This window comes from Magnetospirillum gryphiswaldense MSR-1 v2 (assembly GCF_000513295.1).
GTDB classification, from domain to species: Bacteria; Pseudomonadota; Alphaproteobacteria; order Rhodospirillales; family Magnetospirillaceae; genus Magnetospirillum; species Magnetospirillum gryphiswaldense.
In genome coordinates this window covers 1,729,093-1,743,299 of the sequence record NC_023065.1, presented here as the reverse complement: position 1 = coordinate 1,743,299, position 14,207 = coordinate 1,729,093, and the positions used below count along the sequence as shown (strand labels likewise).

The window sequence follows — 14,207 nt, the reverse complement described above, 5'->3', positions numbered from 1 at the left end:
TCTCCTGGGCCGCTGGCGGGCTGCTGGCAGGACGGGGGCTTGCCGAGCAGCGTCAGGGGTCCGGTACGGTAAATAAAAACGTGCTGCCGATTCCGGGATGGGATTCCACCCAAATGCGACCGCCGTGATGTTCGACGATCTTCTTGCATACGGCAAGGCCGATGCCGGTGCCGCTATACTTGTCGCGGGTATGCAGACGTTGGAAAATGGTGAAGATTCGCTCGGAATAGGTGGATTCGATGCCGATGCCGTTGTCGGTGACGGAAAATACCCATGCTGCTCCGTCGCGGCGGGCGGAGACGACGACTTTGGGGGGGCGGGCGCTGTGGCGATACTTCACCGCATTGCCGATCAGATTTTGCATCAGGCGGATAAACTGGTGGCGGACATAGAGGATGTCCGGCAATTCGGTATGGCTTGCCTCGGCCCCGGCCTCGGTGATGGCCTGGGTCAAGCTGAGCAGGGCCTCGTCCACCGCGTTACCGCTGTTCACCAATTCCCGCTCGCCCCCTATGCGGTCAACGCGTGAGAATTCCAGCAAGTCCAGGATCATGGCCTGCATCCTCATGCCGCCATCGACCATGAAATGGATGAAGGTGTGGGCATCGTCGTCGAGCAGATGCTGATACTTCTTTTCCAGCAACTGACTGTAGCTGACCACCATGCGCAACGGTTCCTGCAGATCGTGCGAGGCGACATAGGCGAATTGCTCGAGGTCGCGGTTCGAGGCCAGCAACCTTTCATTGGTGTGCTGCAATATCTCGCGGGTTCTGACCAATTCGGCTTCCGCCTGTTTGCGGATGCTGATGTCGGCCAGGGCGACGCGCAATACCGGGACGCTGTCGCGTTCCTGTCGCAGGCAATCGAGGTGGGCGCTGAATTGGGTACCGTCAGCGTGTGACAGCGTCAGTTCACATTCCTGCCGTCCAGGGTGGTGGAGGGCATGCACCAGATGGCGATGCCAGCGATCCTGTTCGGCAGCGGCAACGAAGGTGGTGAAGCGCCGCGAGATCAGATTGCCGCGCTCGACCCCCAGCATGGCGGCGCCGGTCAGGTTGATCTCGGCGATGGTGCCGGTGCTCGATAAGGTCAGATAACCGACCGGGGCGAATTCATAAAGATCGACGTAACGATCCCGCGATTCCTCCAACGCCTGCTGGGTGCGCCGCAGCTCTTCATTTTGCATCTCCAACTCGGCCTGATGGACACGCAGTTCATGCAGAAGGTGTTCGGGCGACAACGGCCCTTTGCTTGCCGTCAAAGGCGCGGCCAGTTCCAAACCGCACGCAACCGGGCCTGAGGTGGCAGACCCGGTCAACATGAGGCGGGCATCGTCGTCGGGGTTTTGGATCGTCAAAGCCTCCCCCCTTTCAAAAAAACACGAGACCAACAGTCTATGCCCAAAGACAGTGCCGCATTAAGGTAAAAACGCATGCCAGGGTGATCAATTAAAAGGAATGCGTGTTGTTTTTCTGCATCCTCCTGCCGGAGGCTGTTTTATCTGGTCATCTTCACCACGGTTACGTCGACGACCCGATTGCGTTGTTCCTCGGCGTCGTTGGCGGTGGATACCGCCTGCCGGGCCTCGCCGGTCCAACTGGTGTCGATGCGGTCCGCCGGGACACCGGCGGCGATCAGGGCGTCGCGGACCTGATCGGCACGACGCTGCGACAGGGCGACATTGCCGGCGGTGCTGCCGACGCGATCGGTCTTGCCGATCACCGTCACCCGGGTCAGGCCGTTATTGGTGGCGACGTGGGCGACGCTGTTGACCACCATCCGTCCGCGGGAATCGATGTCGGTCTTGTTGGTGTCGAAATAAATCTGATACCAGGCGCCGGCCAGTTCCGGCGAGTCAGCCATGGGCGGGGCGGCGGCCTGGCTGGATTTCGGCTGATCGGCGCAGCCCGCCACCAGGGAAAGGGCGATGGCGGCGGCGAGGGTCGGCAGGATTTTCGTCGAAGTGAACATGGGAAACTCCGTTCATGTGGTGGTTCGGGGGCGCGTTCAGCGCCAGACCGGCCGACCGAGATTGACGTCCTTTTCCTTGGTCAGGGCGCCAGCGCCGGCGCCGACGGCACCGCCGATCAAGGCACCTTCCAAGGGGGAGCCGAGCATAAGTCCGCCAAGGGCGCCGACGCCGGCACCGATGCCGGCGCCGCTGATGGCGCGGTCGCCGGTGGAGGAACCGCAGGCCGTCAGGCTGGCGGCGCAGACAAAGGCGGTAAGGGCGAGAATGATGGGTTTCATGATGTGTGTTCCTGTGTCGAAGCGGGACGGGGAGAGGGCTATTTCCCCATCAGCTCGATGGTGGCCCGACGATTTTGCGGTTCGCGCACGCCGTCCGGAGTCTGGACGAACAGGTCGCTTTCCCCCCGGCTGTCGACGCTGATGCGATCAGCGGCGATGCCGCCGTGGAGCAAGGCCTGTTCGACCGCGTTGCCGCGTCGGGCGGACAGCTTGTCGTTGTAGGACGGGGTGCCCGAGGTGTCGGTATAGCCGGTGACCTTGATCATCCCCTGGGGTTCGGCAGTGATGGCTTTCAGGGCGCTGGCGATGATGCCCCGGGCCTCGGGCAACAGGTCGGCCTTATCGAAATCGAAAAAGACCAGATAATTGGTCGGCTTGGTGCCGGCCACCGTGCCCTTGGCAGGGGCGGGCTGGACCACGCTCATCTTGGGGCCGGCGCTGATCTGCTGCATGTGGGTCATGAAGGCGCCGCGACAGGCGGCGATCTCGTCCATCTGCCAGCCTTCGTTCTGCTCCTGGATCCAGCAATCGAAATTGGTCAGGGCGTTGGCGCTCCATTGCGGCGCCCAGGTCTGGGCGTCGCTGTCGAGCATGGTCATCAACCGGCCCCGAGCAATGCGCAGATCGTGTTCAGCCGCCTTGTCGGCGATATACCAATCGTCCAGCCTTTCCGGCAACGGAACCCGGCCCTGGGCGGCGACCAGGCCTTTCTTGGCGAACATCTGCGACGAGTTCCAGTCGTATTCGTCCCGTTCGGCTTGGGCGAGGACGCGGTAATTGGCGGTCAACGCCTGGGTGAAGGGGGTGCCGACCGGTCGGGCCTTGTTCAGCTCCTCCAACTGGTAGGTGCTGCCCGGAATCAGGCCGTTGGTCGGGGTGCCGTTACAGGCCGCCAGACCGCAAAGCAAAAGCGGAGCCGCGAGCATCGTGTAACTTTTCATGGGATTCTCCTGGGATACTGTTGGCTGGGACGCTGGTTCAGGACGACTTGATCTTGTCTTCGATGGTGCCGACCAGATTTTGCGCCTTGCCCTCTATCTTTTCGGCCTTGCCGTCCACTTGCAGCTTGGCGTCGCCGACAGCCTTGCCGACCGCTTCCTTGATGCTGCCTTTGATCTGCTTGCCAGATCCGATGATGCGATTCTTGTTCATGGCGATAAGCCTTTGTTCAGGTTTGGAAAGGGCCGGGTCTAAATCCGACCCATGAGCAACATGACGATGACGACGATGAGGACCAAACCCAGCAGGCCGCTGGGGAAGTAGCCCCAGTTGGCGCTGTGCGACCATCGCGGCAGGGCGCCGATCAGGAACAGGATGAGGATGACCAGAAGAACGGTGCCGAGCATGGTGGCTGCTCCTAAAATTCCAATCAGGCTCGCCCGGATCGGGTGCTGCCTGTGGTGCCCCAGGTTGCGATCTCCGGGCAGTCGATGCCCAGTCGCTTGATGTGACGTAAAACGGCAAAGATTGAATCGGTAGGGCAGGCGACCGAAATGGTCTGGCCGTCATCGGTAAGGATGTGCATTTCAACGCAATGCTCATCCAGGTAGGCGGCTAGTTCCATTGATATGGCGCGATACCTGATCGGCAGTCGTGAAGATTTCATGGCCGCCTCATTGGTTCACGTCTTTGCCAATAGTATGAGGTGTCACAATACTAATTATGGCGTATTTAGTGCAGGTTCGGAAAATACGCATCGTGATGTATATGTGTTTTAACAAATAAATTTATATGTGTTATAAGTATTTTCCGATGCTGACGCGCAACCGATCTCGCTGGTTATGCTTGATGGTCCGGACGCTAGCCATCCGGACGCAAGGAGATCGGCGAAAATGTTGTTTGGGCGCAAGGCACCTGCTCCCCTTCAGGTGGGGGATCGTTTCGTCAAGGCCGGTATCCGCTTCGGGACGGTGTGGGAAATCGTGCGGGTGTGGACGACGGGGGATCAATTGCTGCATGCTCGGCTGAACGGTGTGGAAAATCACGGTGAAACCATGGCGGTTTCGGCCAAGACATTAGTTGATCGACAGTTTTTCACTCCGGTGCCCAGGCCTGTGTCGTCGGCTTCCGGCACGATCGAGTAGCTTTCATCCCGATGATCACAATCAGCCAAAGGTGAAACATGCCAAAAGCGCGAGGGCAAAATTGGGCCCGTCTGTCATTTGTCGCTGCCATGCTGGCCCTGGGTGCTGCCGGACTACCCCCATCCGCCGCGTGGGCGTCTCCGTGCGAACCCACCGACAAGATCGATGGATCGACGGTCGAGATGGCCCGGCAGAAGATTGAAAAAGCGGGATACCGTCAGGTCCGCAACCTGAAGAAGGGCTGCGACAATTTCTGGCATGGCACCGCGGTCAAGGACGGCAAGACCGTCAACATCGTCCTGTCGCCGCAAGGAAACGTGATGGTGGAAGGGGATTGAGGGCGATCTCTCCCCCCTGGGCCGGGCTGGTCTCGGGCTGTGCCCTGCTGTGCATGGCGTGCACGGCACAGGCCGACGACGCCTACCGCTTCACGTTGCTGGAGGAGAACGATTCCCTTTATGCCGATTCCGACCGCCACTATACCCAGGGCTTGCGCCTGTCGGTTCTTACCCCGGTTATTGCGGCGCAAGACGGTTGGAATGACGCCTTTGATCTGGTTTACGCCGCAGGCGGGTCCGCATCGGTCCGACGGGTCGGTCTGTTTCTGGGGCAAAGCATCTTCACCCCCGAAGACAAGGTCTTGCCGCAACCTGATCCGCGTGACCGCCCTTATGGCGCTTGGCTTTATGCCGGGGCCAGCCTGCTTCAGGAAACCGACCGCCGCATGTTGGAAAACCTGGAACTCAGCGTCGGCCTGGTGGGGCCGGGGGCGTTGGGGCGGCAGACCCAGAACGATTATCACCAGTTTATCGGCGTAGCTGAGGCACATGGGTGGAAAAACGGCCTTCAGACCGAACCCGGCGTGATGCTGACCTATGAACGGCTGTGGCGGCTTTCCGTCCTTGGTGATGCCGATAACGGCATGGATATCGTGCCGCAACTGGGGGCGACCATCGGCAATATCTTCACCTATGCCGGTGGCGGCGCCTTGCTGCGGGTGGGCAAAAATCTGCGCGGCGATTACGGCCCCGCCCGCATCCGTCCCGGTCTGTCGGGGACCGATTATTTCGACAGTGATCGTCTCGACGGCGCCTTGGGCTTTTATTTCTTCGCCGGCGCCCAGGGCCGGGCGGTCGGCCACAACATCTTCCTCGACGGCAATTCGTTCCGGCAAAGTCCCAGCGTCGACAAGAACATCTTCGTCGGCGACATTCAGGCCGGGTTCTCGCTGTTCTGGTCCAACGATTTCCACATGACGGTCAGTGCCGTGCGGCGCAGCCGCGAATTCGAGGGCCAGAACTCGCCCGACCTGATCGGTACGGCGGCGCTTGGCTTTTCATGGTGAGCGGGTATTTCCTTCACGTCGGGCCGTTCGGCGGGTTGGGCAGGATCTGGCGCAGGTAGGACGCCATGCCCTGGGCGTGGTTCCATTGGCGCGGATGGCCCAACGACACTTCCTCGAACCGGCAGCCGTCGCGCCAGTCGGTACGTCGCACATGCAGATGACCGCTGACCACCACCCGCGCGCGGAAACGCCGATGCCAATCGTCGGTGGCCTTGGTGCCGCACCACGGCGTGAAGCGCGGTGCCCGCGGGATGTGGATCAGATCATCCCGCAGCGGGAAGTGGTTGATCAGCACGGTGGGCAGGCTGGGGTCCAGCGCCAGCAGGCGTTGTTCGGTCCAGTCCAGACGGCTGGCGCACCAATCCTCGCGGCTGGCGAAGGGGGCGGGGTCCAGCAGCATTTCATCAGCGCAGACGCTGCGTTGTTCCGTCGCCCAGGCGACCACGTCCTCGCGGGCGATGGCGGATGGGCGAAAGCTGTAATCGTAAAGCAGGAACAAGGGGGCGATGACGCAAGGTCCGCCCGGACCCGGCCAGAGGGGAAAGGAATCTTCGGGGGTAAGGACGCCGAAAGAACGCGCCAGCGCCACCTGTGCCTGATAGCGCGCCGCGCCGCGCAGGGGCGGCTGACCATCCTGTTCCGGCACACTCCATAATTCATGATTGCCGGGCACCCAGATCACCTGGGCGAAGCGGCGGGTGAAGGTCTCGAACGCCAGGGCCAGATGGTCGAAACGTTCCGCCACGTCGCCGGCCACGATCAGCCAGTCGTCGGCAAAGCCAGGTAGTGCCGCCAGGGCATCGCGATTGGCGGCGCTGGACAGATGCAGGTCGCTGATCGCCATGAGCCTCATGCAACATGCTTAACAGAGCCGGCCCATTGCTGCCAAGCGGTTGCCTTGACGGCATCAACGCTTTGCGCGAAACTCTGGCCGAAAAATTCGCCCTGTCTTCGTGGGCGGCGTCAGGCCGTGGGGAAATGCCGATCATGCAATCCGCAACCTTGCCCGATGGCCGTAGCGTGTTTTGCCTTAACACCTACGAGGTGGATTTCGGCGCTCACGAAATCTTTTCCGATGATCTGGCCGCCCATGGTTTAAGCCTGCCCGCCGACGGCACCTATCTGGATGTGGGCGCCAATATCGGCCTGTTCTCGCTTTACTTACGCGACCATTGCCCCCAGGCCCGCATCGTCGCTTTCGAGCCCATGCCGGCAGTGTTCGCGGTGCTGGAACGCAACGCGGCGGCGCTGGTGCCGCCGGCTCAGGCCATACAACTGGCCTTGGGAGCCGAGCCCGGTTGGGCGGAATTCGACTATTTCCCCGGTGTCGCCGCGCTATCGACGCAGAACCGGGCGGTGGGCCAGACCATGGCCGCCGGTTTACGCCAATTGTTGGGCGGCGGGGCGATTGCGGGCGACGACGTGCAAGAGGTGCTGGAGCGCAGCGGCGCCACCCAGGTGGCCGCCGACACGGCGTTCCTTGACCAACTGCTGCGGCCCGAGACCGTGCGGGCGCAAATCGACACCCTGTCGGCGCAGATGCAAGCCCTGGGCATCGACCGGGTGGATTTGCTGAAGATCGATACCGAGGGGGCCGAACGCGAGGTTCTGGCCGGTCTGGACGAGGCCGATTGGCCGAAAATACAGCAATTGCTGGTCGAGGTTCATCTGGGCGAAGAGGTAACCGAGATCATGGCGGAAGACTTGCGCCGGCGCGGTTTTCGCACCTCTGTCGGCACCCATCCGCTGGCGCAAGGGGGCGCGGCGGTGTTCCATATCTACGCGGCGCGGTGAGCGCGAAAAGGGAGGGAAAGATGGCGGAAACCACGACCGGGCCGGTAACCGGCCATGACTGGTGGGCGATGCTGACCGACCGGGCCTTTCTGGAAAATCCCTATGCCGATCTGCGGCGCCTGCAACAGCAGGGGCCCATCCACCTGGATGAGCAATCGGGCATCTATTTCGTGTTGGGGCATGAAGCCTTTGGCGCCATCGCCAAATCGCCCAAGATCGGGCGCGATACCCATTACTGGAACCCCGGCTGGAACAACGACGAGTACCGTCAGCGTGACCCGGTGGGGCATGAGCTTTACCAGGGCGTGCAGCCGCAGATGATCAACGTGGACGGCGCCGACCACAAGCGCATGCGCGCGGTGTGGGAAGACGCCTTCAAGCTGCCGGCGGTCAAGGACATGGCGCCGATGATCGAGGCCGAGGCGGCCAGATTGGTGGCCGAATTGCCGGACGAGGGCGAGATCGACCTGATCCGCGATTTCGCTGCCCCCATGCCCATGCGGGTGCTGTGCAACCTGCTCAATCTGCCGTCCAGCATGGACGACACCATCCATGGCTGGAGCGAGGCGCTGATCCGCGTCGCCGACGTGATGATCTCGCCCGAGGACAAGCAGCGCGCACTCGACGCCATGAAGGCGAGCAAGGACTTCCTGCGCGGTTTCCTGGCCGAACGCCGGGCTGCCGGTGATGCCAGCCTGACCGGCATCATCATCCGCGCCCAGGACGACGGCGTGGTCAGCGAGGAAGAAACCCTGACCAACATGATGTCCATGTTGATCGCCGGCCACGAAACCACGGTGACGCTGATCGGCAACGGTATGCGGCTGTTGCTGGATAACCCCGAGCAGATGGCGCGGTTGCGCGCCGACCGGTCGCTGGTGCGCAGCGCCGTCGAGGAATTCATGCGCTGCGAGCCGGGCGGCAACATGATCTTGCGGGTGGCGCGCGAAGAGGTGGAAATCTGCGGCACGGTTATTCCCGCCGGCGCCCCCATCCTCGGGATGATCGGCGCCGTCAACCGCGACCCGGCCCGCTTCGACAACCCTGATCTGTTCGACATCGGACGGGTGGGCAATGCGCACTTCACCTTCGGCGGCGGCCCCCATGTCTGCCTGGGCGCGCCCTTGGCCCGACTGGAAGGGCTGGTCGCCATCAACGCCTTGCTCGACCGCTGGCCGTCCATCACCCTGGCCGGCACGCCGGTGTGGCGCACCGACCGGCTGAACGCCCGTGGTCTGGCCACGCTTCCGGTCAAGGTGGGGCGCTGATGGCCTTGGCGGCTGGGATCGAGGCGCTCAACGTCTATGGCGGCGCCGCCTGTCTGGACGTGCGTGAGTTATGCGTGCATCGCGGTCTCGACATGCCACGTTTCGACAATCTGCTGATGCGGGAAAAGACGGTGGCCTTGCCGTTCGAAGATCCCATCACCTTTGCCGTCAACGCCGCCAAACCGCTGGTCGATGCCTTGAGCGTGGAAGAGCGGGCGCGTATCGAGATGGTGGTGACCTGTACCGAATCGGGCATCGATTTCGGCAAGTCCATCAGCACTTATGTCCACCACCATTTGGGGCTGGCCGGCAATTGCCGCCTGTTCGAGATCAAGCAGGCCTGTTATTCCGGCACCGCCGGCTTGCAGATGGCCGTCAACTTCATCCTGTCGGGCACCTCGCCCGGGGCCAAGGCCTTGGTGGTGTGCACCGATCTGTCGCGTTTCGCCCTGGCCGATGCGGCGGCGATCCAGGAATGGGCCTATTCCGAGCCCAGTTCGGGCGCCGGTGCGGTGGCCCTGCTGGTCAGCGACACCCCCCATATTCTGCGTATGGATGCGGGCGCCTATGGCAATCACGGCTTCGAGGTGATGGATACCTGCCGCCCCGGTCCCGATACCGAGGCCGGTGACGCCGATCTGTCGCTGATGGCTTACCTGGATTGTTGCGAACGCTGCTGGAAGGATTATGCCCGCCGCGTCGAAGGCGCCGATTTCCGCCAGTCCTTCAGCTATCTCAGCTTTCACACCCCGTTCGGCGGCATGGTCAAGGGCGCCCATCGCGCCTTGATGCGCAAGCTGTTCAAGGCCAAGCCCGACGAGATCGAGGCCGATTTCACCCGTCGTCTCGGCCCCAGCCTGACCTTTGGTCAGCGCGTCGGCAACACCGCTGGCGGCTCGGTGTTCCTGGGGCTCGCCGGCCTGCTGGAAAATGCCGCGATCACCGAGCCGTGCCGGGTCGGGCTGTTTTCCTATGGCTCGGGCTGCTGTTCCGAGTTTTACAGCGGCGTGGTCAGCCCCGATAGCCAGCGCCGCTTGCGGGCCATGGGCATCGGCGCCGACCTCGATCGCCGTTACCGCCTGAGCATAAGCGAGTACGAGCATTTGTTGCGTGGCGACCACGTCATTCGTTTCGGTCAAAAAGATGTTACCGTCGCTCCCGATACCATTGCCGGGGCGTGGAACGCGTTCCAGGGCTCGGGCCGGCTTGTGCTGGAGGCCATGGTGGGCTACCACCGTCAATATCGTTTCGTTTAAAGGGGACTGGTTTGGAAAGCGACGACATCCTGTCCATCCTGATCGGACAAATCCGCGAGGTGGTGCCCGAGATGATCGACCACGACATCGGCGCCGCCGATTCCATGGCCGCCCTTGGCGTCGATTCGGTGGAACGCAGTGAAATCCTGATGAACACGCTGGAAATCCTGGGTCTCGACCTGCCCATGGTGCAATTGCACGGGCCGCGCAATCTGGGCGAACTGGCCCTGTTGCTGAAGGCCAAGTGTGCCAGCGCCTGACATCGTTTTTGCCGGCATCGGCACCGCCTGCGGTCTGGGCTATGGCAAGGCCAGCCTGATCGACGGCCTGCTGGCCGGGCGCGACGTGTTTTCCGCGCTGGCGCGACCGGGGCGGCAGGCGCCCGATGGCTCGACCTCCTTCATCGGCGTGGAAATGCCCGACCCGCCCGAACTGCCGCCCGAGCTGGTGCCCAAGCGGGTGGCGCGCACCATCGGCTTGGGCGGTCGTGTCGCCTTGGCCGTGCTCAATGAAGCCTGGGGCGAGGCGGGCCTGGACAAGGTGGCGCCGGACCGCATCGGGCTGGTGGTCGGCGGCTCCAACCTGTTCGCGCGGGAACAGGTGTTGATGGCCCAGGATTATGCCGGTCGGCTGGCTTTCGTGCCACCGCGCGCCGGTCATGTCTATCTGGACAGCGAAGTCTGCGGTCTGGCCGCCAGTATTTTTCCCATTCGCGGCTTCGCCCATACTGTCGGCGCCGCCTCGGCCAGTGGTGCGGTGGCGGTGATCCAGGCGGCGGCGGCCATCCGTGCCGGCACGGTCGATGTCTGCATCGCGCTCGGGGCCATGCAGGATGTGTCTTATCTGGACCTGTTGGGGATGCGGGCACTGGGGGCCATGGGCTCGGCCCGTTTCGCCGATCAGCCGGGCCGCGCCTGCCGTCCGTTCGACCGCGATCACGACGGTTTCCTCTATGGTGAATGCTGTGCCGCTCTGGTGTTGTGCCGTGCCGACCAGACCGGGCCGGGCTATGGCACGCTGATCGGTGCCGCTCAGGTGGTCGATGGTCAACGCGGTCCCGAACCCGATGGTGACGGCCAGCGCCGCGCCATCACCCTGGCCTTGCGTCAGGCGGGCTTAGGGGCGGGCGACATCGACGTGATCAGCGCCCACGCCACCAGCACGCCCAAGGGTGACGAGGTCGAAGCTGCCACCCTGCACGGCCTGGGCTTGGACCAAGCCTGGGTGGTGGCGACCAAATCGGTCATCGGTCACGGCCTCAGCGCCGCCGGGGCCATCGAACTGGCGGCGCTGTTGTTGCAGATGCGGGCAGGACGGCTGCACGCCACCCGCAATCTGGAGCATCCGCATGAGCCGGTGTTGCGGCATGTGCAGGGATTGCCCCAGACCCAGGCCGTCCGTCACGGATTGAAACTGTCGTTCGGCTTCGGCGGCACCGATACGGCGCTGGTGATCAGGGGGGCGACATGACCTATACGACGCTGAGGGTGGAACAGGCCGACGGTATCTGTACGGTCAGCCCGACCCGGCCCGAACTGGGCCATGTCATCAACGCCCAATTCCTGGCCGAATTGACCGAGGTGGTGCGCGGCTGCGAGGCGGCGGACGGGCCGTCGGTGCTGGTGCTGACCGGCGGTGCCCAGGTGTTTTGTGGTGGCGGCGACTTTCAGGCGGTGGCGGAAAGCGATGCGGTGCTTGATCCGGCGCCGCTTTATGATCTGTGGCGGCGGCTGGCCATGGGGCCGTTCGTATCGGTGGCGGTCACCCGTGGCCGCGTCAATGCTGGCGGCGTCGGGCTGGCGGCGGCCTGCGACATGGTGCTGGCCGACCATAGCGCCAGTTTCGCCCTGTCGGAATTGCTGTTCGGCCTGTTTCCGGCCTGTGTGCTGCCGTTTTTGATCCGGCGGGTGGGGGAGCAACGCGCCCATTACCTGACCTTGTCGACCCAGCCGGTCAATGCGGCCCAGGCCTTGGCCTGGGGTTTGGTGGATGGTGTGGAGGATCCGGTGGACGGCCTGTTGCGCAAGCATCTGTTGCGCCTGCGCCGGTTGGATAAGTCAGCCGTCGGACGCTACAAGCTTTATCGTCATGATTTGTCGGCGCTGGTCGATGCCGCCCGTCCGCCAGCGTTAGAGGCCAACCGGGCCATGTTCAGCGACCCGGCCACCCGCACTGGCATCCGCCGCTATGTCACTGAACAGAAGTTCCCCTGGGAAAATTAAGACTGGGGGAAAGTTAGGGCTGGCCGCGCAAATCCACTGCCCGCATCACCGGTGGGCGCGGGCGGTCGACGTCATGGCCCGGCACACCCTCGCGGCTGACGAAAAAGCGGTGCAGCAGGGTAATGGACAGCAGAAACAGGAAGGTCTGGTTTTCCTTGGTGCTGATCTCGCCCGCCGGAGATTTCAGCACCTTGGCGCTGAGGCGGCGGGCGAAGGCCGCATCGATGAAGGGCAGCTTGGCCAGTTCCGTTTCCGACTGCACCAACTCCAGATAATCCGGACGGGCGGCGGCGAAGGCATCGGCATCGGGGGCGCGATAGGGGAATTTGCGCTTGTTCACCACCGATGCCGGCAGATCGTCGGCAAAGGCCCGGCGCAGCAGACGCTTTTCATCATAGCCATCGTCGAAGCGTAGATTGATACAGGAAGCCGCGTCGATCACGCTTTGGTCCAGGAACGGACAGCGGTTTTCCACCCCATGGGCCAGGGCCGGGCGGTCGCCCTGGGTCGACAGCAGATAGCCGGGCAGCAGCGTCTTGTATTCCAGCCATTGTGCCCGTTGCACTGGGCTTAGGCCCTTCAATCCGTCATTCTCGCCCACCAGGGCGGTGATGGCGGCGAAGGGATCGGCTTTGTCCTTCAACAGGCGGGCGGAGAACCGACCGTTCTGGAAGCGGAGTTCGTGCGAGAACAGGCCGGGCATCCGCTCGGTGGAGAATTGCTGATAAAGCCCAGTCAGCGCCGCCACCTCTTGTGGGCCGTAATGGCCGAGATGCGGGTAAAGCCGGGCGATGCGCTGGCGGCGGCTATCCTCGTCCATGCCGTCCCAGGCGCCACGCAGCAGGGTTTCCTTGAACAGGTCATAACCCAGAAAGGCCTCGTCGGCGCCTTCGCCGCTCAGGATCACCTTGATGCCGTTGTCGCGGGTCAGCCGCGACAGCAGGAACATGGGGATGAAGGCACTGCGAAACGCCGGCATTTCGGCGTGATAGACCGCCTGCGGGCAGGCTTCGGCGATATGGGCGCCGGTGATGCGCAAGGCGTGGTGGCGGGTGCCCAAGGCCGCCGCCACCGCCTGTTGCTCGGGCGATTCGTCCAGGCTGGCATCGTCGAAGGTGACGGAAAAGGTGGCCGGCGGACGGCCGGAAATATCGGTGGTCAGACGGGCGACGATGGCCGAATCGATGCCGCCGCTGAGATAGACCCCGACCTCGACGTCGCTGCGCAGGCGCAGGCGGACGGATTGTTCCAGCCTTTGCCGGATCAGCGCCATGGCCTCGGCCTCGCTGGCCGGTGCCGGGCCGTCAGCGAAGCGTAACGGCGCATAGGCGTGGCGCTCCATCCGCCCGCCGGCGTCGACGCTCATCCATTCGCCCATGGGCAGGGCGGAAATGCCGGTGAAGCCGCTTTGGTCGGGCAACGGCGTCCACACCCCCAGGATCGAGGCCAGTTGCCCCGAATCTTGGGCAAAGACGAAGCCGGGCACCGCCAAAAACGCCTTCATCTCCGAGGCGAACAGCAAGGCATTACCGTGGCGGGCATAGAACAGGGGCCGCTTGCCGAAGCGGTCGCGGGCCAGCACCAGCCGGCGGTCGCGGCGATCGTAAAGGGCGAAGGCGAAGCCGCCGTTCAAGCGTGGCAGGCACTCGGCGCCCCAGTGCAGCCAGGCGGCCAGCAAGACCTCGGTGTCGCATTGGGTGTGGAAGACGGCGCCGTGCGCCTCCAACTCGCTGCGCAATTCGCGGTAATTGTAGATTTCGCCGTTATAGGCCAGCCAGAACCGCCCGCCGGCATCGGCCATGGGCTGAATGCCGTCCTTGGGGTCGATGATGGCCAGCCGCGCCGTCCCCAGCGCCCAATCGTCGCCGATGACCGTGCCCATGCCGTCGGGGCCGCGATGGCTGATGCGGTCGAGCATGCCGGTGATGATGTCGGGCAAATCCTGCGACGCCACCTCCGTGTGGATCAGGCCGGCGATCCCGCACATG

At 63.4% G+C, this 14,207-nt stretch carries 18 protein-coding genes; 9 read left to right on the top strand and 9 right to left on the bottom strand.

The features are described 5' to 3' along the window. Positions 1–52: 52 nt before the first annotated feature. The 7 genes from MGMSRV2_RS08300 to MGMSRV2_RS08270 all read right to left on the bottom strand — a co-directional run bounded on the left by MGMSRV2_RS08300 (position 53) and on the right by MGMSRV2_RS08270 (position 3,856). Complete coding sequence (locus tag MGMSRV2_RS08300; RefSeq protein ID WP_024079891.1) at positions 53–1,357, bottom strand: sensor histidine kinase; 1,305 nt, start codon at positions 1,355–1,357, stop codon at positions 53–55. 140 nt (positions 1,358–1,497) lie between these two features. Then, complete coding sequence (locus MGMSRV2_RS08295) at positions 1,498–1,971, bottom strand: OmpA family protein (protein ID WP_024079890.1); 474 nt, start codon at positions 1,969–1,971, stop codon at positions 1,498–1,500. A gap of 36 nt (positions 1,972–2,007) precedes the next feature. After that, a complete protein-coding gene (locus MGMSRV2_RS08290; RefSeq protein WP_024079889.1) occupies positions 2,008–2,250 on the bottom strand; it encodes a YMGG-like glycine zipper-containing protein in 243 nt (80 codons plus the stop codon). Between the two features lie 38 nt (positions 2,251–2,288). Continuing rightward, positions 2,289–3,191 (bottom strand): OmpA family protein, encoded by a 903-nt coding sequence (locus MGMSRV2_RS08285; RefSeq protein WP_024079888.1) that lies wholly within the window; start codon positions 3,189–3,191, stop codon positions 2,289–2,291. A gap of 37 nt (positions 3,192–3,228) precedes the next feature. Then, positions 3,229–3,402, bottom strand: coding sequence for a CsbD family protein (locus tag MGMSRV2_RS08280; RefSeq protein ID WP_024079887.1), 174 nt, complete (start codon positions 3,400–3,402; stop codon positions 3,229–3,231). Between the two features lie 38 nt (positions 3,403–3,440). After that, positions 3,441–3,596 carry a DUF3309 domain-containing protein gene (locus MGMSRV2_RS08275; RefSeq protein WP_024079886.1) on the bottom strand — a complete coding sequence of 52 codons (156 nt, stop codon included), beginning with the start codon at positions 3,594–3,596 and terminating at the stop codon, positions 3,441–3,443. A gap of 23 nt (positions 3,597–3,619) precedes the next feature. Next, positions 3,620–3,856: a hypothetical protein gene (locus tag MGMSRV2_RS08270; RefSeq protein WP_024079885.1), complete on the bottom strand. Its 237-nt coding sequence runs from the start codon at positions 3,854–3,856 to the stop codon at positions 3,620–3,622. A 226-nt stretch (positions 3,857–4,082) separates the two neighbouring features. Here MGMSRV2_RS08270 and MGMSRV2_RS08265 point away from each other — a divergent pair, with 226 nt between their 5' ends. From MGMSRV2_RS08265 to MGMSRV2_RS08255, 3 genes are all read left to right on the top strand, one after another. Further along, on the top strand, positions 4,083–4,334 hold the full coding sequence (locus MGMSRV2_RS08265; protein WP_024079884.1) for a hypothetical protein: 252 nt from the start codon (positions 4,083–4,085) through the stop codon (positions 4,332–4,334). A gap of 89 nt (positions 4,335–4,423) precedes the next feature. Continuing rightward, the gene (locus MGMSRV2_RS08260; RefSeq protein WP_041633528.1) at positions 4,424–4,672 is read left to right on the top strand and encodes a PepSY domain-containing protein; all 249 of its coding nucleotides are present in this window, start codon (positions 4,424–4,426) and stop codon (positions 4,670–4,672) included. After that, positions 4,669–5,679: a lipid A deacylase LpxR family protein gene (locus tag MGMSRV2_RS08255; RefSeq protein WP_024079882.1), complete on the top strand. Its 1,011-nt coding sequence runs from the start codon at positions 4,669–4,671 to the stop codon at positions 5,677–5,679. Before MGMSRV2_RS08260 ends, MGMSRV2_RS08255 begins: the two co-directional genes overlap by 4 nt. Positions 5,680–5,692: 13 nt before the next feature. On the opposite strand, the gene MGMSRV2_RS08250 is transcribed toward MGMSRV2_RS08255, so the two are convergent. Beyond that, positions 5,693–6,523, bottom strand: coding sequence for a metallophosphoesterase family protein (locus MGMSRV2_RS08250; protein WP_024079881.1), 831 nt, complete (start codon positions 6,521–6,523; stop codon positions 5,693–5,695). 143 nt (positions 6,524–6,666) lie between these two features. Here MGMSRV2_RS08250 and MGMSRV2_RS08245 point away from each other — a divergent pair, with 143 nt between their 5' ends. The 6 genes from MGMSRV2_RS08245 to MGMSRV2_RS08220 are packed head-to-tail and all read left to right on the top strand — an operon-like array spanning position 6,667 to position 12,219. Next, on the top strand, positions 6,667–7,473 hold the full coding sequence (locus MGMSRV2_RS08245; protein WP_158497749.1) for an FkbM family methyltransferase: 807 nt from the start codon (positions 6,667–6,669) through the stop codon (positions 7,471–7,473). A gap of 20 nt (positions 7,474–7,493) precedes the next feature. After that, positions 7,494–8,741, top strand: a complete 1,248-nt coding sequence (locus tag MGMSRV2_RS08240) for a cytochrome P450 (RefSeq protein ID WP_024079879.1) — start codon at positions 7,494–7,496, stop codon at positions 8,739–8,741. Beyond that, positions 8,741–9,997 (top strand): hydroxymethylglutaryl-CoA synthase family protein, encoded by a 1,257-nt coding sequence (locus MGMSRV2_RS08235; RefSeq protein WP_024079878.1) that lies wholly within the window; start codon positions 8,741–8,743, stop codon positions 9,995–9,997. The genes MGMSRV2_RS08240 and MGMSRV2_RS08235 overlap by 1 nt, the downstream gene beginning before the upstream one ends. Before the next feature lie 11 nt (positions 9,998–10,008). Then, positions 10,009–10,257, top strand: a complete 249-nt coding sequence (locus tag MGMSRV2_RS08230) for a phosphopantetheine-binding protein (RefSeq protein ID WP_024079877.1) — start codon at positions 10,009–10,011, stop codon at positions 10,255–10,257. Further along, the gene (locus MGMSRV2_RS08225; RefSeq protein ID WP_024079876.1) at positions 10,244–11,467 is read left to right on the top strand and encodes a beta-ketoacyl synthase N-terminal-like domain-containing protein; all 1,224 of its coding nucleotides are present in this window, start codon (positions 10,244–10,246) and stop codon (positions 11,465–11,467) included. The genes MGMSRV2_RS08230 and MGMSRV2_RS08225 overlap by 14 nt, the downstream gene beginning before the upstream one ends. Continuing rightward, entirely contained in the window at positions 11,464–12,219 is a 756-nt protein-coding gene (locus MGMSRV2_RS08220; protein ID WP_024079875.1) for an enoyl-CoA hydratase/isomerase, read from the top strand. Before MGMSRV2_RS08225 ends, MGMSRV2_RS08220 begins: the two co-directional genes overlap by 4 nt. A gap of 13 nt (positions 12,220–12,232) precedes the next feature. On the opposite strand, the gene asnB is transcribed toward MGMSRV2_RS08220, so the two are convergent. Next, a complete protein-coding gene (gene asnB / locus MGMSRV2_RS08215; RefSeq protein ID WP_024079874.1) occupies positions 12,233–14,206 on the bottom strand; it encodes an asparagine synthase (glutamine-hydrolyzing) in 1,974 nt (657 codons plus the stop codon). Between the last annotated feature and the right edge of the window lies 1 nt (position 14,207).

Coding starts and splice junctions, on each gene's coding strand:
- MGMSRV2_RS08290 (WP_024079889.1), bottom strand. CDS start 2,250: ATGAAACCCATCATTCTCGCCCTTACCGCCTTTGTCTGCGCCGCCAGC.
- MGMSRV2_RS08260 (WP_041633528.1), top strand. CDS start 4,424: ATGCTGGCCCTGGGTGCTGCCGGACTACCCCCATCCGCCGCGTGGGCG.
- MGMSRV2_RS08240 (WP_024079879.1), top strand. CDS start 7,494: ATGGCGGAAACCACGACCGGGCCGGTAACCGGCCATGACTGGTGGGCG.
- MGMSRV2_RS08250 (WP_024079881.1), bottom strand. CDS start 6,523: ATGGCGATCAGCGACCTGCATCTGTCCAGCGCCGCCAATCGCGATGCC.
- MGMSRV2_RS08280 (WP_024079887.1), bottom strand. CDS start 3,402: ATGAACAAGAATCGCATCATCGGATCTGGCAAGCAGATCAAAGGCAGC.
- MGMSRV2_RS08270 (WP_024079885.1), bottom strand. CDS start 3,856: ATGAAATCTTCACGACTGCCGATCAGGTATCGCGCCATATCAATGGAA.
- MGMSRV2_RS08275 (WP_024079886.1), bottom strand. CDS start 3,596: ATGCTCGGCACCGTTCTTCTGGTCATCCTCATCCTGTTCCTGATCGGC.
- asnB (WP_024079874.1), bottom strand. CDS start 14,206: ATGTGCGGGATCGCCGGCCTGATCCACACGGAGGTGGCGTCGCAGGAT.
- MGMSRV2_RS08265 (WP_024079884.1), top strand. CDS start 4,083: ATGTTGTTTGGGCGCAAGGCACCTGCTCCCCTTCAGGTGGGGGATCGT.
- MGMSRV2_RS08245 (WP_158497749.1), top strand. CDS start 6,667: ATGCAATCCGCAACCTTGCCCGATGGCCGTAGCGTGTTTTGCCTTAAC.
- MGMSRV2_RS08235 (WP_024079878.1), top strand. CDS start 8,741: ATGGCCTTGGCGGCTGGGATCGAGGCGCTCAACGTCTATGGCGGCGCC.
- MGMSRV2_RS08295 (WP_024079890.1), bottom strand. CDS start 1,971: ATGTTCACTTCGACGAAAATCCTGCCGACCCTCGCCGCCGCCATCGCC.
- MGMSRV2_RS08285 (WP_024079888.1), bottom strand. CDS start 3,191: ATGAAAAGTTACACGATGCTCGCGGCTCCGCTTTTGCTTTGCGGTCTG.
- MGMSRV2_RS08220 (WP_024079875.1), top strand. CDS start 11,464: ATGACCTATACGACGCTGAGGGTGGAACAGGCCGACGGTATCTGTACG.